The organism is Agrobacterium tumefaciens str. B6 (assembly GCF_001541315.1).
In the GTDB taxonomy this organism is placed as follows: Bacteria; Pseudomonadota; Alphaproteobacteria; order Rhizobiales; family Rhizobiaceae; genus Agrobacterium; species Agrobacterium radiobacter.
Genome location: NZ_LMVK01000049.1, coordinates 197,350 through 210,038, shown reverse-complemented (window position 1 = coordinate 210,038; position 12,689 = coordinate 197,350). Strand labels below are relative to the sequence as shown.

Annotated in this window: 10 protein-coding genes; 8 read left to right on the top strand and 2 right to left on the bottom strand. The window is 55.6% G+C overall.

Annotated elements, in window-relative coordinates; all coding sequences use genetic code 11:
* Positions 1 to 30 precede the first annotated feature (30 nt).
* Together fcl and gmd are read right to left on the bottom strand one after the other, a co-directional pair.
* Positions 31 to 987 (bottom strand): GDP-L-fucose synthase, encoded by a 957-nt coding sequence (fcl, locus tag ASB65_RS23705; protein ID WP_060725498.1) that lies wholly within the window; start codon positions 985 to 987, stop codon positions 31 to 33.
* Between the two features lie 7 nt (positions 988 to 994).
* Positions 995 to 2,113 carry a GDP-mannose 4,6-dehydratase gene (gene gmd, locus ASB65_RS23700; protein ID WP_060725497.1) on the bottom strand — a complete coding sequence of 373 codons (1,119 nt, stop codon included), beginning with the start codon at positions 2,111 to 2,113 and terminating at the stop codon, positions 995 to 997.
* Between the two features lie 1,369 nt (positions 2,114 to 3,482).
* Between gmd and ASB65_RS23690 the strand changes: the two genes are divergently transcribed.
* The 8 genes from ASB65_RS23690 to ASB65_RS23655 all read left to right on the top strand — a co-directional run bounded on the left by ASB65_RS23690 (position 3,483) and on the right by ASB65_RS23655 (position 12,587).
* Positions 3,483 to 4,415: a hypothetical protein gene (locus ASB65_RS23690; RefSeq protein ID WP_060725495.1), complete on the top strand. Its 933-nt coding sequence runs from the start codon at positions 3,483 to 3,485 to the stop codon at positions 4,413 to 4,415.
* Complete coding sequence (locus ASB65_RS23685) at positions 4,412 to 5,416, top strand: TylF/MycF/NovP-related O-methyltransferase (RefSeq protein ID WP_060725494.1); 1,005 nt, start codon at positions 4,412 to 4,414, stop codon at positions 5,414 to 5,416. The genes ASB65_RS23690 and ASB65_RS23685 overlap by 4 nt, the downstream gene beginning before the upstream one ends.
* An 87-nt stretch (positions 5,417 to 5,503) precedes the next feature.
* Complete coding sequence (locus tag ASB65_RS23680; protein ID WP_080868639.1) at positions 5,504 to 6,760, top strand: glycosyltransferase; 1,257 nt, start codon at positions 5,504 to 5,506, stop codon at positions 6,758 to 6,760.
* Between the two features lie 3 nt (positions 6,761 to 6,763).
* A complete protein-coding gene (locus tag ASB65_RS23675) occupies positions 6,764 to 7,720 on the top strand; it encodes an SIS domain-containing protein (protein ID WP_060725492.1) in 957 nt (318 codons plus the stop codon).
* Positions 7,721 to 7,722: 2 nt separating this feature from the next.
* Entirely contained in the window at positions 7,723 to 9,264 is a 1,542-nt protein-coding gene (locus ASB65_RS23670; protein ID WP_080868640.1) for an NTP transferase domain-containing protein, read from the top strand.
* Complete coding sequence (locus ASB65_RS23665) at positions 9,261 to 9,641, top strand: hypothetical protein (RefSeq protein ID WP_060725490.1); 381 nt, start codon at positions 9,261 to 9,263, stop codon at positions 9,639 to 9,641. Before ASB65_RS23670 ends, ASB65_RS23665 begins: the two co-directional genes overlap by 4 nt.
* 131 nt (positions 9,642 to 9,772) lie before the next feature.
* Complete coding sequence (locus ASB65_RS23660) at positions 9,773 to 11,206, top strand: mannose-1-phosphate guanylyltransferase/mannose-6-phosphate isomerase (RefSeq protein ID WP_060725489.1); 1,434 nt, start codon at positions 9,773 to 9,775, stop codon at positions 11,204 to 11,206.
* A gap of 160 nt (positions 11,207 to 11,366) precedes the next feature.
* Positions 11,367 to 12,587, top strand: coding sequence for a glycosyltransferase family 4 protein (locus tag ASB65_RS23655; protein ID WP_060725488.1), 1,221 nt, complete (start codon positions 11,367 to 11,369; stop codon positions 12,585 to 12,587).
* Positions 12,588 to 12,689 lie beyond the last annotated feature (102 nt).

Sequence of the window (12,689 nt, the reverse complement as noted above, 5' to 3'; positions counted from 1 at the left end):
GGCAAGAGTTACTACGATCAGCTCCGCGCCTCATACCTGACGTAAATCCGCCGCGTGGTCGTGAAACCAACGGTACGTATCCTCGATACCTCGCTCCAGCGGTATGTTCGCGGTCCATCCCATTGAGGTTAGCCGTGAGACATCCATTAGCTTGCGTGGGGTACCATCGGGCTTGGAAGTGTCGAAGGTAATCCGTCCAGTATAACCGGTCACCGCAGCGAGCATATGCGCCAGTTCGTTGATGCTGACATCCGTGCCGGTGCCGACGTTGATGTGGCTCAAAGTAGGTTGCGTATTTGCTGCGTAGACCTCCGCGTCGAGGTGCAATACGAACAGTGATGCTTCCGCCATATCGTCGACATGCAGGAATTCGCGCCGGGGGGTGCCGCTACCCCATACCACGACCTCTTCCGCGCGGGTCCGGGCCGCTTCATGGAAGCGTCGCATCAGAGCGGGCAGGACGTGGCTGTTTTCGGGGTGAAAGTTGTCACCTGTGCCGTAAAGGTTTGTTGGCATCACGCTACGGTAGTCGGTGCCGTACTGTCGATTGTAGCTCTCGCAAAGCTTGATGCCAGCAATCTTAGCGACGGCATAGGGTTCGTTCGTGGCCTCGAGTGTTCCGGTCAGTAGAGCATCTTCGCGCATGGGTTGCGGCGCAAGGCGCGGATAGATGCAGGACGACCCGAGGAACAGAAGGCGCTGGATTCCCGCCCGGTAAGCCGAGTTGATGACGTTTGCCTCCATCATCAGGTTTTCGTAGATGAACTCGGCTGGGTAGGTGTTGTTTGCGTGAATACCGCCCACCTTGGCGGCCGCGAGTATCACCGCATCGGGGCGTTCTGCCTCGAAAAACGCCCGCACCGCCGCCTGGTCCACGAGGTTCAGTTCTGCGTGCGTGCGGCTGATGATTTCAGCTCCCTGCGCCTGTAGCTGGCGTAAGATCGCACTCCCAACCATGCCCCGATGGCCTGCAACATAATATTTCATGGCTACCTCAGGTTTCGATCGATACAGGAAGTTCGAGGCCATGCTCGCGTAGCAGCGCATGGCGGCGTGCGGCCTTGTAGTCCTCCTCCACCATTTCGCGGCACAACTCGCGGGTAGTGATTTCAGGCTCCCAGCCGAGCTTTTCCTTGGCCTTGGTGGGGTCGCCTAGCAGGGTCTCAACCTCGGCGGGGCGGAAGTAGCGCGGATCGATGCGGACGATTACGTCGCCAGGACGAACCGACGGCGCGAGGGTGCCTTCCACGGCCTCGACGATGCCAACCTCCTCCGTGCCTTGCCCATGGAACCGCAGCGTGATTCCGAGGTCCGCTGCCGACCAAACGATGAACTCACGTACCGAGTACTGCTTGCCGGTTGCGATGACGAAATCCTCAGGCGTGTCCTGCTGAAGCATCATCCACTGCATGCGAACGTAGTCCTTCGCGTGACCCCAATCGCGTAGCGCGTCTATGTTGCCCATGTAAAGGCAAGGCTCCAATCCGAGGGCGATATGGCACAACCCACGGGTGATTTTGCGAGTGACGAAGGTTTCGCCGCGCCGTGGGCTCTCATGATTAAAGAGAATACCGTTGCAAGCATACATTCCGTAGGCTTCGCGGTAGTTCACCGTGATCCAGTAGGCATAGAGCTTAGCGACAGCATAAGGTGACCTTGGGTGGAACGGTGTCGTTTCGGACTGTGGAATTTCCTGCACTAGGCCGTAAAGCTCGGAGGTCGACGCCTGATAGAAGCGCGTCTTCCTCTCAAGTCCGAGGAAGCGGATCGCTTCTAATAGACGCAGCGCGCCGACTGCATCGGTGTCTGCAGTGTACTCAGGCGCCTCGAAGCTCACCGCCACGTGGCTTTGTGCGCCTAGATTGTAGATCTCGTCAGGTTTGATGTCGCTTATAATTCGGGTCAGGTTCGAGGTGTCGGTTAGGTCGCCATAATGTAGCTTCAGGCGCTGCTCAGGGGTGTGCGGATCTTCGTAGAGATGATCGACGCGTTGTGTATTAAACAGCGACGCCCGGCGCTTAATCCCGTGAACCTCGTAGCCTTTAGCGAGCAGGAATTCGGTCAGGTAGGAGCCGTCCTGGCCCGTGATGCCGGTGATCAGTGCCTTCTTCATCTGAAATCCTTACAAATTGTTAAGCGTCCAGGGTGGACCCTGATACGCACTAAGGGCGCCGACTACCATAAAAACCGGCGCAAGCAAGCGAAAATTCTCGCGTGTAGCTCTCAGCGGCCAGTATTTCCTTCCTGCGCGGCAAATTCAGGTCAGACTTTAACGAAGTGCTTGGGGCCGACCACAGACCCTGCGAGCAGGCAGGAAGGTGGTAGGTATGGCGCTGTCCGAATGATTGCCGGCGGTCGTTCGGGGCTCACACCGCTCAGCGAAGTGCAGCCGTCTTGTGAGCCGCATCCTCAGTATGATGTTGTACCTATTATCAGGCAATGTCGTATCGTCGAGATAAAGATCGCGCAATACTTCAATCGCAGAGGCAAAAGCGTCTGTCACTACACGCTATCACCTACCGAAAGCTAGCATCCTCCCGATATTGTCCATGACGGCCGGCAAATTGGTTCTCCAAAGTTGAAAGGATAAAGGATAACGCATCGCTCCAATGGGTGCTTGTATCGGAACAATCCTCGACCTGCTCGAGGCGCACGAAAACACGACGCGTCAGGTCGCAACTGCGAAGTTCAGGCAAGCTTCTATGATACGTTGTAGCGCCTCTTGTGCCGTTTCGGTAACTTCTCTATAGGGAACCCGAAAGGACCATGGTTTCTCTACGAAGGTTCCTGACATCCTAATGGAGCCGTTGCTGATGCTGTTACATCCTGCCTTGCTACAGCCTGCGATGGCGAGCGTTGACAAGTCGGAACAATCTCGGTCCATGCTGACAAAGGCTTCTGCAATCCCTGCGCGATTAGCCCGAATCGATCCATTGACTGTTCTATGCGCCTTGACGGTCGAGGGTCGCGATGGCCAACGCTGCCTTGCCGAGTCGTGGCGACGCTCCAGAGCATCACGGTCGAAACGATCGTTCAGGTCGCTTCGATTTGCCCCAGCGCCGACGAACAAGACATCGCCTGATCTGGGTGCCGCGCTGCGCCTGGTATCTATCTCGGAGTCGGCTGCACTGGGAGGGATCGCTCAGTTCACCGTTGTGTTGAAGCCGCGAGATGTTCGCAGCCGAGGCATCTGATCATATGATCGTAGGAGCATCAATAGCCTCTATTTAACAGTTGGGTACGCACGTTATGAACAACCACGATACTGGAGCGGATCCGCTCGACCAGTTTACCGACATACTGGAGAAGCGCAGGCAACAGCGGCACATCCAAGGGTTGGGTCCGTATGGCTATACATCTGCCGAAGCCCTCGTGTTCTCCTTCCGCGTTTATATGAGACGCAGACGCGCATCCTTTCGGCGTTCGATCGAAAAACGCATGCGCCGGCTGACCAATAAGTTCCGGAAGCTGGGAGGGCAGCAATGAGATCTTTTCTCGTAGTAGGCGGTGTCGGAGATCAGCTTTACCAGCTTCTCTGCATCGCCAGCTTGGCAAACGGGATCGAGCCCAGGATTTGCGTGTCTCGGCGCGACGAGGCAAAAGCCTTATATCTTGCCAAGCTCATCAACAAGCGGGATGGGATGCAAAATGTCTTCGACCTTGGCAAGTTCAAGGTCCTCGAGGACGATAGCGTCGCGGAACTTCTCGACTTCTGTCAGGTCCACAAGAAGGAGGGGGATCTGACTGGAGGGTTTACGGCCTACGCGCCCGAAGTTGGGTTGGTCACTTGTCTCTGGCCCGATCTGTCAAACGATCTTGGTGCACTATTCGGCGCGTCAGAAAGCTGGGTCAACCTCTACGAGATGTATTCTGAAGCGCGGATTGCTTCGAGTCTCGATCGAAATTATACCCAAATCTACGCACGTGACGTTGCGATGGCTATGATCTCTGGCGCGAGGTCTGTTTTCGCCTCGCCGAACGCGAATAGCGTGCCAATCGACATGACGCAGATCAGCGAATTGATCACTGTCCTGGACGATCCGACGTGGAACGTGGTGAAGGTGCACTCGAACGCAGGCAATTCACGCCGGCTGGATATCAAGTCGAAAAGTGATGAATCCCCCTTGAGCGAGAAATTTGCGGAGGCACTTACCCGTCAGGGCATCGACACACGGATAGTTGGGGGAGATTTGGTGGCGCTGCATTCGGAAATTGAACAGAGCGATCTGGTGCTGACCGTACGGTCCGGATTGACGGACCTTGCGTATTTCACTGGTCGATCGCTGTTGACCTATTACCCCTCGATGGAAATCTATAAGAACTACCGGATGTCACGCCGCGAGGTCGTGCTGGAGGAACTGGGAGGCGGTGGCGTCTGCACGGCACTGATACACAGCCAGGAGAAAGTAGGATGATTCTGACTTCGAAGCTCGACTGGAATGAGGTCCGCAACAACCTGGACAAGCTGTCGACTGAAGTGCCAATGGCGCGTAAGGTCATGGTGGTTGGGGCCCGGGAACCCATTGCGGAGCATCTGGGCGCGGACTACCTTGCGAATTTGCCTTTTCCGATCGTGAGCTTCGAAGAAGCCTTGCCGGAGCTTGAGGTGGCGCTGGCAGATCATGGACGAGACGAAATGCTCGTCGTGTTCATCGAAGAAATCGCGCAAACCATGCTTCCGATGGTCGGCTTCTGCGTTGATTATCAAATCAGGTGGGTCGCGCTAGGCGGACATGGCACTGGGGGCTATCGTTTCGACGATCCCATGGTCAATTTCAGCCTGCGAGAGTCGTTTCACGAGCAACAGCAAGAGAATTTCCTGAAGATTGACGACCCGGGTACACTTGGGGATTTTGTCAACCTCTGCCAGGCACTTTCGATCATCCAGCACCTTGAGGGTGATATCGTTGAATGTGGATGTTTCAACGGGTCGAGCGGCGGGGTCATTCTCGACTACTACAACCGAAAGGGGTATCCAAGGAGAAATTTCTATTTCTTTGATGTGTTTTCAGGCTTCGACTATGATGCCGCCTATACCTCCACCGACACCCGTTGGGCCGACAGCCACCAGAGCGCTGGCTATGATATCGTGCGTCAGCGTCTCGAACGGAAGTGCGGTATCAATTCGGTCACCGTGAAGAAGCAGAATATAATTACCGACGATTTCCTCGAAGGTATCGACAAGATCGCGATGGCCAACCTGGACGTGGACCTCTACGAGGCCGTCGATGTTGGGCTCCGCAAGCTCGCGCCGAAGATTGTCAAGGGTGGGTTGCTGATCTGTGAGGATGCCGGCCATACCCCCGCACTCATCGGCGCGCGCCTCGCGCTTCAAAGGTTCATGGACTCGGACCTCGGCCGCGATTTCTTGCCCGTCTTCATGGAATCCGGCCAAGTGTTTCTCATCCGGCTCTGACTTAGGGAAATTCAAGCTTTGTGACTTAGCTCCCTTGGCTGGTAAACCTTAGAGTGCTACGCACCATCAAAGCATGGAGGTAAAACGGTGGAAAATGACTGCAAGTTGACTGTTGTCACGGCCACGCGCAACAACTCTCAAGACCTGATCGCTACAGCTAAGTCGATCCGGGAACAACTGAACAGGAACTTCGAGTGGCTAGTCTATGATGGTAGCGACCAGGAAGACGAACGGCTGAAGATAGAAAGCATAAAAGACGGGATAGCAGCCGCCGGCGTACCACGCGTCAGGATGGTTCATCGTTTCGACAACGGCATATACGAGGCTATGAACAACGCCGTCACGCTGTGCGAAGGCGAATTTGTGATCTTTCTCAACTGCGGCGACATGTTCGTGGATAAGAGGACCATGGACCTGATCCAGGGGGCCCTCGCGGACAATGTCGATGTGCTTCACGGGGACGAGATTTACATCGAGAGCGACGGCACGGTAAAACTGAAAACAGGGATGCCAGCAAAGGATCTTGTTGAAGGTTTCGGAGAAGGCTCGCAACCCTACCTGGATAACATGGTTTGCCAGCAGGCGATCGTCTATCGCACTTCGGTCCTTCGCAAGAACCCGATGTCGTTGACATTCCGTGTATCCGCTGATCACGATTATTTCTTCGACCTTTACAGTAAGGGCTATCAGTTTTCTTACATAGACAAGCCGCTTTGCATCTATTTCGCGGGTGGTTTTTCATTTCGGCATCCGGCGAATTGTTATTTTGATTGGCTTCAGGTTCAGGCGAAATATTCTGATACCACGACACCGACGTCACCAAAGTCGGTCCTTAAGCCTTTTAGACACGCTTTCCGCGGCACCTTGAATCTGGCGCTGCTGCAACGGGAACAACAGAAGAGGCGGCATGCATTCGGCCTCGTGATGCGGATAGTAGGGATGCTGGACAATGATTCCGACCAAGCTGCCGCTTTGGACCGGATGTCCCGGATGTTTTTGGAATACTCCAGGGACCTGAACGATCTCGAATTCTGGACACTCGCGAAGTTCTTTGCCGAACTCGTGAACCGCGTTGCGCCGTCAGAGGTGGCGGACGTCGGGAATGTTCATATCGCTGTTCTGCAAATTCTGGACCGCATCCAGGAATATGATGAGACGAAACTGACAGCATACGAGGTGAAACTGACTCGGCGACTAGTAGAGGGTGCCGCACGCTACATGAACGCGATGCCCCGTCTTTGCATGAACGGATATAAGCATCTTGATACATGCAACCTGAGCGGTGGTGCGTCGAGTGTGCTTTCCGCGGATCAGAACAGGAAGGTCAGTGCAATATGGAGATGACAGGTGTTTGATTTCGACGCTTATTTCAACGGAGCCGCCGAGGCTGTAACTGTCGTCGAGAGTGCCAAGGACCAGATAGAGACAGTAGTCGCGCGACTAGTCGAGGCGATTGGATGCGGCGGAAAGGTAGTGCTGGTCGGGATCGGAAAGTCTGGCCATATCTGCCGCAAGGTCTGCGGCTCCTTCAACAGTTATGGCGTGACATCGCTTTTCCTGCACGCGTCGGAATGTGCGCACGGCGACCTTGGCGCACTGGACAGTAACGATGTGGTTATCCTCGTGTCGCGTTCCGGTGCTTCGACGGAACTTTTTCCGGTCGTGAATTTTTGCGGAGGTGCAGGAATCTCAACTGTGGCCATTTCTTCAAATGCCACGAGCGCCTTGGTGCGCGAGTCGGAATTCGCAATTGTAATTCCGAAAACCGACGAGGCCGTGCCGCACCGGCTCGCACCGACGTACTCCACGCTTTCCGCCCTGGTGGCGCTCGATGCGATCTTCGTCGCCACGGTCGCCGGCCTCGGGCTGGATGCTGGCGCGTTCATGCGTCACCACCCCGGCGGTGCTCTTGGTCAACTCGGACGTTCTGTTGAGGACGTGATGCAGACGAAGCCGCTGCCCCTCGTGCGGCAAGGAATGAGCATTCGTGATTCCATCGTCATGATGACGACAGGCATGGTGGGATGTGTGGGTATTATTGACAAAGACGGGACACTGGTCGGCATCTTCACCGACGGGGATTTACGTCGCGGGGTTGAACACCTTGATTTGTCGGCACCCATTGACTCTATTTCCAACGCGAACATGACCGTCCTTGAGGCGGAAATGGTTCTGTCCGACGTGGTCAGTGTGTTTCGTGATCGCAAGATCCCGTCTGCATTCGTTTGCCGGGAAAATAAGCCAATCGGGATCGTGCACATTCGTCATCTGACAGAGCTGCAACCTGAGAAAGCGGAGGACTGAACATGCCCGATTACGTTGTCGTCCAAGCCGGAGGTCGCGGAAGCAGGCTGAGGCACCTTACATGGAACAAGCCGAAATGCCTTGTCTCTGTCGAGGGGCGACCAATCTTGTACCGAATATTCGACAAATTTCCCGAGGCGAAATTCATCGTCATAGGTGACTACAAGTTCGATGAGCTGCGCAGTTACCTTCAGATGGAGCCTCCGCCTTGCGACTACTCGCTTGTTAACACCAAGGAGACAGGGACTGCCTCCGGGATTTATGAGGCCATCCGTGAGATCGATGACGCAAGTTCCATCGTTGTCATTTGGTCCGATATCCTTGTCGACGGTACTGAACTCAATGATGAGTTGAATCGGAGAATCCGCGATACAGATTTTGGAGTTGTACTGACGGATAACTTTGTCTGCCGCTGGTCGATGACTGAAGAAGGCGCGTTGGCTGAAAATCCTTCCACGACGAATGGTGTCGCCGGGATTTTCTACATGAAAAACAAGAGCGCCCTCGCGGAGGTGCCGGCCGGAGGAGAGTTCGTCAAATGGGTGTCCCGAAACATTTCGGGGTTCGACAGCTTCACCTTCAACGCCATGCGCGAAGTCGGTGATTTCGACACGATCCAGGGACTTAACGAAAGCAGCAGCTATTGCCGGTTCTTTAACAACATCGTCATCAAGGATGAAGTTGTTAAGAAAACTCTCACCGATGAGCGGTATCGCAATGTCGCCCAGGACGAGGTGAACTGGTACAAGGAAGTTTCCGCTCGCGAGTTCAGGCACATTCCCCAGATTCATTCCTACTCACCCCTCGAGATGCAGCGCATCCGGGGCAAGCACCTCTTCGAACTCGAGGAAATGGAATCTGCCTCGCGGAGGAAGCTGATCGAGGACTACTTGGATGTCCTGGGAGAATTGCACGCGCTGGACAGCACGCCGGCTGATTTTGAGGCTTGCCACTCAGTCTATTTTCGCAAGACCGTTTCGCGCACGAGAGAAATCGAGTCCATAAATCCGTTCGCATCGCGCAAAAGCCTAGTTATCAACGGCCTGAAGTGCAAGAATTACCTCCATGACGACTATCTTCCTGAGCTCGAGAAGATCGTTTCGGATATCTGTGAGGTCGAGAAGTTCTCCGTAATCCACGGGGATTGTACCTTTTCCAATTCGCTGCTCTCCGACGACGGCCGGATCTACCTGATCGATCCCCGGGGCTCCTTCGACAAGCATAAGGTCTTTGGTGATCCGCGTTACGATTTCGCCAAGCTCTATTATTCCAGCTATTCGAATTACGACGGGTTCAACCGCCGGAAATTCAAGCTCTATCTTGACGCGGATGCCGGTATATCCGAAGTCCTGACGGATAAAAGCCTTTTCAAGTCGGTTTCCGAGAGTGTCTTCAAGGAAGCATTCGGCCCGAAGCTTGCTGATATCAAGGTTATCAATGCGATGATTTGGGCGTCTCTTTCGGGCTACGCGAAGGATGACTTCGACAGTGCGATCGGGTCCTACTGCCTCGGCATCTACTATCTCAACAAGGCTTTGAAATGAGCGGACCTGTTCGTATCAGCGAGCTTGGTTCCACTTGGTTCATCGATCTGGACGGGACCGTCTTTGCACACAACGGACATTTGAGCGGGGTGGGCGACCAACTCCTGCCGGGGGTGCGGGAATTTTGGGGTGCGCTTCGTGACAACGATATGGTGGTCATCATCACTGCGCGTTCTGAGAAATATAGGGGCGTCACGGAAGCTGCGTTGCGTGGCTTCGGTCTGCGTTATTCGACCCTCATTATGGACGCGCCGCACGGTGAGCGTATTTTGGTGAACGACACGAAACCCTCCGGCATGCGCACCGCTTTTGCCATTAACGTCCCCCGTAACGCTGGTCTCGGTGAGTGCCTAGTCATCCGTGATCCAAATCTCTAGGCTCTGAAAGCTGGATTGTCCTGGGGCGAGCCCTCCGTGGCCCGGATTGTGAGCCGGTGGGGAGATTGGTCTCCAGATTGGGCACAGATTTGAGGCTGCCGTTGTGCAGCACGTAAGAAAGGATATATAGAATGATCATCCCGATCCTGATGTGCGGCGGTTCGGGTACGCGGCTATGGCCGTTGTCGCGCAAGAGCTACCCCAAGCAGTTCGTGCCGTTGATGGGCGAGCGGACGTTGTTTCAGCAGGCGGCCATGCGGCTGTCCGGGCCAGGCTACGGTAAGCCAATTGCGATAACCGGGTCGGATTTTCGCTTCATCGTCACTGAGCAACTGGCCGAAGCGAGGATCGACTCCGGGGCGATTCTGATTGAGCCAGAGGGTCGTAACACGGGGCCGGCGGTGATGGCTGCGGCGCTGCACGCCCTGGAGGCCGACCCTGAGGCTGTGCTGCTAGTGGCGCCCTCGGACCACGTCATCGCCGAACTGGAATCGTTCCGCGCTGCGGTCGTTAAAGGCCTTTCGGCGGTGGCTGAGGGCCGCATCGTCACTTTCGGCATTACTCCCGACCGGCCCGAGACTGGCTATGGTTATCTTGAGCTTGCCGATGCCATAAAGGACGATGGGGCGCCGGTGGCGCTGAAGCGTTTTGTCGAGAAGCCCGACCACGCGACAGCGGAGAAAATGCTGGCCGCCGGTACCTTTCTGTGGAACGCCGGGATATTTCTATTTGCGGCCAAGGATATGGTCGTTGCCTTCGACACCCACGCGCCGCAGATCGCGGAGCCGGTGCGCCGTGCGCTCTGTGAGGCGCAGATGGACCTCGGCTTCCTCCGTCTCGCGCCAGGTCCTTGGGCCGAGGCCGAGGCGCAGTCTATCGACTACGCAGTGATGGAACACGCCGAGAACCTGTCGGTTGTGCCATACAGCGGCGCTTGGTCGGATCTCGGCGACTGGGACGCAGTCGCGCGCGAAATGGAAAATACCGGTGACGGTACCGCCGTCTCAGGCCCGGTGACAAATATCGACTGCCGCGATACGCTCCTGCGCTCCGAGGTTGAAGGGCTGGAGCTGGTCGGCATCGGCCTCGATGGTATTGTCGCGGTGGCGACCCCAGACGCGGTACTGGTGGCTCACAAGTCTCGCGCTCAGGATGTGAAGCTTGCGGTGTCGGCTCTAAAGGAAAAGGGCGCGGCGCAGGCCGAGAGCTTTCCCAAGGACCATCGCCCTTGGGGCTGGTTCGAGACACTCGTTTTAGCCGACCGGTTTCAGGTAAAGCGGATTGTGGTGCATCCTGGCGCAGTGCTCAGCCTGCAAAGCCACCATCACCGGGCTGAGCACTGGATCGTCGTACAGGGCACGGCTCGGGTGACTGTGAACGATACGGTGAAACTGGTGACCGAGAACCAATCGGTCTACATCCCTGTGGGCGCGATGCACCGGATGGAGAACCCGGGTAAGATGCCAATGGTGCTGATCGAGGTGCAGACGGGTAGCTATCTTGGCGAGGACGACATCATACGCTATGAGGACGTTTATTCGCGGGGACAGGCCGCCAAGGTGTAGGGTCCGCCTTTGCGCTAGGTGTCGGTATCTTGTCCGCCCTAACGGATCTGTCATTTCCACCAATTTGCTTACGTACGTGAAACGTCTAAACTGTTGGCTGTCCTGACGGCCAAGTACGCCACCAGGGCCTTGTCTGTGCAATTTTGGAAATATTATCTCTATGGCATTCGCACCAGAAAGAATTTTTCTTCTCGATTACACATGCGTGCAGCCTTTCGGGCACAACGTGCCGAGCTTGCATATCTTTGGCACATATTTTTCAGAATTTGCACCTATTACAACTCTGGTGCCGATCACGTTCCGAGGAAACATTGCGGAGTTCGATAAGATCCTTGCGTCCCCCCTGCAAGGCTTCTTCAGGTTCGACCGCTCCATCAAATTTGCAGGGTTCCGGGTCAGCACGGAAAACTTCCACCGGGCGGCTATCAAGATCAGTAACAGGCTGGCACGTCGGCTCACAGGACGCGAAATAGCCGAGATTGATGCGTTGCGAAACGTGGCCGAAGTGGATCATGCTCTCGACTTTTCCTCGTCGGATATACTCGTTCTGCCGAGTGCCGACATGTACGGGGTGCGCTGTCTAGTAGAGCATTTCGAGAAATGTCCACCCGAGCGAAGGCCGCGGCTGCATTTCCGGCTGATCGGGGTAATGGAGCATCACTCCTACTCATATCGGTCTCCGCTGGAGGAAATCGTGGCTAGTGTCAGGCGCGGCCGGGACAAGGGTCTGTATATCCAAGTATCGTGCGAGACCCCTGCCTACCTTGACGTTCTAAAGAGGCACATCCCAGACGCGTTCCTGTTCCCATACCCGATGCACGCAGTTAGCCCGGGGCCGGAAGGGTTGGAACTGCCGACGTTCGCGCTGCCCGGTCAGGGGCGCGTTGACAAGGGCTACGACCGAATATGCAACATTGCGGCCCTCGTAAAGGAGCTCGGCAGGGATGTCCGCTGGATCGTCCACTCCATGAGAACTACGGACCGGCACTATTCGCCGGGGTATCAAGATCTCCTGCATTTAAACCCGTCAATTGAAGTGATGTCTGCCGATCTGACGGATAACGAAATGAGAGATCTCTACAGGCGGAGCAGCTTTTCAATTCTTCCTTACTCACGGGAAACCTACAAGCTGCGGGGCTCGGCTGTGTTCCAGGAGGCACTGGCCTACGGCCATCTGTGCGTCGTCCCGAAGGGAACTGGGATCGCAGGCATTGCTGAGATCGTCGGCAACGGGATCACCGCAGAGACTGACGAAGAATTTGCTCACTCTGTGGTGACACTGTGCGACTTGCCTTGGCAACAACGGCGGGACAAGGTTGCCGCTGCGCAAGAGCGGTATGGCCTCCTCGTATCAGAAGCCATGGCGCGAATTTTTGCCTAGGCCCCGGTCTGGTTTGCGATGTGTTTCACAGTCTCAGGAAGGTGGCAGTGATGAGTGATTTTGTTTCTGCTAAGCGAACACCAGATGGCTTAGATCTAGCAG

What these genes read in the sequence shown, in the direction of transcription:
- ASB65_RS23690 (WP_060725495.1), top strand. Translation starts at nt 3,483, where the DNA reads ATGAGATCTTTTCTCGTAGTAGGCGGTGTCGGAGATCAGCTTTACCAG.
- ASB65_RS23670 (WP_080868640.1), top strand. Translation starts at nt 7,723, where the DNA reads ATGCCCGATTACGTTGTCGTCCAAGCCGGAGGTCGCGGAAGCAGGCTG.
- ASB65_RS23655 (WP_060725488.1), top strand. Translation starts at nt 11,367, where the DNA reads ATGGCATTCGCACCAGAAAGAATTTTTCTTCTCGATTACACATGCGTG.
- fcl (WP_060725498.1), bottom strand. Translation starts at nt 987, where the DNA reads ATGAAATATTATGTTGCAGGCCATCGGGGCATGGTTGGGAGTGCGATC.
- ASB65_RS23660 (WP_060725489.1), top strand. Translation starts at nt 9,773, where the DNA reads ATGATCATCCCGATCCTGATGTGCGGCGGTTCGGGTACGCGGCTATGG.
- ASB65_RS23685 (WP_060725494.1), top strand. Translation starts at nt 4,412, where the DNA reads ATGATTCTGACTTCGAAGCTCGACTGGAATGAGGTCCGCAACAACCTG.
- gmd (WP_060725497.1), bottom strand. Translation starts at nt 2,113, where the DNA reads ATGAAGAAGGCACTGATCACCGGCATCACGGGCCAGGACGGCTCCTAC.
- ASB65_RS23665 (WP_060725490.1), top strand. Translation starts at nt 9,261, where the DNA reads ATGAGCGGACCTGTTCGTATCAGCGAGCTTGGTTCCACTTGGTTCATC.